The following is a 1,677-nucleotide window of genomic DNA, read 5'->3' as shown; positions in this document are numbered from 1 at the left end:
CGGAGCCAGTCCATCGTTGAACTGATGAGGTCGGATCCAGTTGTAGTGGCTCATCAGGTATTGGCCAATGTCTCGTTGAGCTTGTTGCCCGGTCAGGTAGCCCGTGGTGGGTATCCACTCTGATTTCAATCTACGAAAAACACGCGCCATCGGTGCATTATCCCAGCAGTTCCCTCGGCGGCTCATGCTCTGGAGAATGCGGTAGCGCCACAGTCTCTGGCGGAACTGACGGCTGCCATATTGCGATCCCTGGTTAGAGTGGAACAGTAATCCTTGAGGAATTCCACGTTGTTCGAAAGCGACGTCCAGGGCTTTGACCACCAGGTCTCCATCCGGCTTTTCTGATAAGGCCCAGCCAACCACTCTGCGTGCTTAGACGTCCAGGACAACCGCCAGGTAGTGCCATTTTCCCTGTGCCCAGACGTAAGTGATGTCTCCACACCAGACCTGATTTAGCGCTTCGACATCGAACGCTCGGTTCAAGGTGTTCGGAATATCTGGCCGCTACACTGTGGCCTTTTTATACGCATGTGATCCTGGCTGCTTGCTGATCAACGCCAGCTCACGCATCAGGCGGCGTACCTTGAACCGCCCGATTTGCTCACCCTCTTCTCGCATCATTGCCATGATGGTACGGCTGCCGGGCGCACTTCGATATCGCGTGAACAACTCACTCACTCGACTGCGCAACCGCAGTCGTTCAGCGTCCGGAGTTCGCCTTCTGTTACGATGTGCGTAGTCACTTGAGCGAGTGACTTCGAACACTTTGCACAAACAATCAACGGGCTCATGGTCGCTGAGCTGGCGGATCAGCGCGTACGCTCGAGATCTTCCGACATCAAGAGCGCGGTAGCCTTTTTTAGTATCGATTTCTCACGTTCAAGGCGCGCGATCCGGGCTTCCAACTCTTGAATTTTTTGCTGCTCTGGCGTCAGCGCTTTGCTGGCCGGCGTAACGCCGCTGCGCTCCTGCTGAAGCTGATTAACCCATCGGCGCAGTGCTGATTCGACCAAGCCGAGCGAACGGGCCGCTTCGGCATGGCTGTAGCCTTGATCGAGCACCAGGCATGCAGCTTCGCGCTTGAACTCAGGGGTAAAAGTACGGCGTTGCTTGGTCATCGGACACCTCTCTGTGGCGAGCATTCTCGCCTAAATGGGTGTCCGGGGTTAGTAGACCACTACACGCAGGTCATCGTGAATTTTGCGGTAGCCGTACACACCTCCGCTTTCGAGCCAAGCATGTTTGATCAAGCTAAGCAGACGGCGATCTTCTTTTGCTCGGGCAGATTGAGGCTCAGCCAACCAAGCGTAGTAGCCGCTGGGATGCACCTTGAGGGTTTGGCAAAGGCGCCGCACCGGGTAATCTGTCGAGTGCGTCTTGATGAAGGCGTACTTCAGCCGCACTCCTTGGCAAAGTACGCGGCGGCCTTCTTTAAGATGTCTCGTTCTTCTGTCACCCGCTTGAGTTCAGCGCGCAGCTTACGCAGTTCAGCGTGCTGATCATCGTCTTGCTGACGCTGTTCTCGGGGCTTGCTGTAGACCTTGATCCAGGCGTAAAGGCTGTGCACGGACATGCCCAGGCGCTGGGCGACCTCGGCGACAGGTTTGCCTTTTTCGGTCACTTGCTTGACCGCTTCGATCTTGAATTCTTCGGGGTAACGCTGACGACTCATGGCAC

Annotated in this window: 2 pseudogenes; both read right to left on the bottom strand. The window is 55.9% G+C overall.

The window, feature by feature from the left end:
* Positions 1-1,118: pseudogene (locus tag ACPZMI_RS00015) on the bottom strand (IS3 family transposase); the annotation flags it as partial.
* A gap of 63 nt (positions 1,119-1,181) precedes the next feature.
* Positions 1,182-1,672 (bottom strand): annotated as a pseudogene (locus ACPZMI_RS00010) (transposase); the annotation flags it as partial.
* Positions 1,673-1,677 lie beyond the last annotated feature (5 nt).

It is taken from the genome of Pseudomonas wayambapalatensis, assembly GCF_049942315.1.
Lineage (GTDB): Bacteria > Pseudomonadota > Gammaproteobacteria > Pseudomonadales > Pseudomonadaceae > Aquipseudomonas > Aquipseudomonas wayambapalatensis.
Note: the sequence above shows the minus strand (reverse complement) of the source record. Positions and strands in the feature narration are given on the sequence as shown.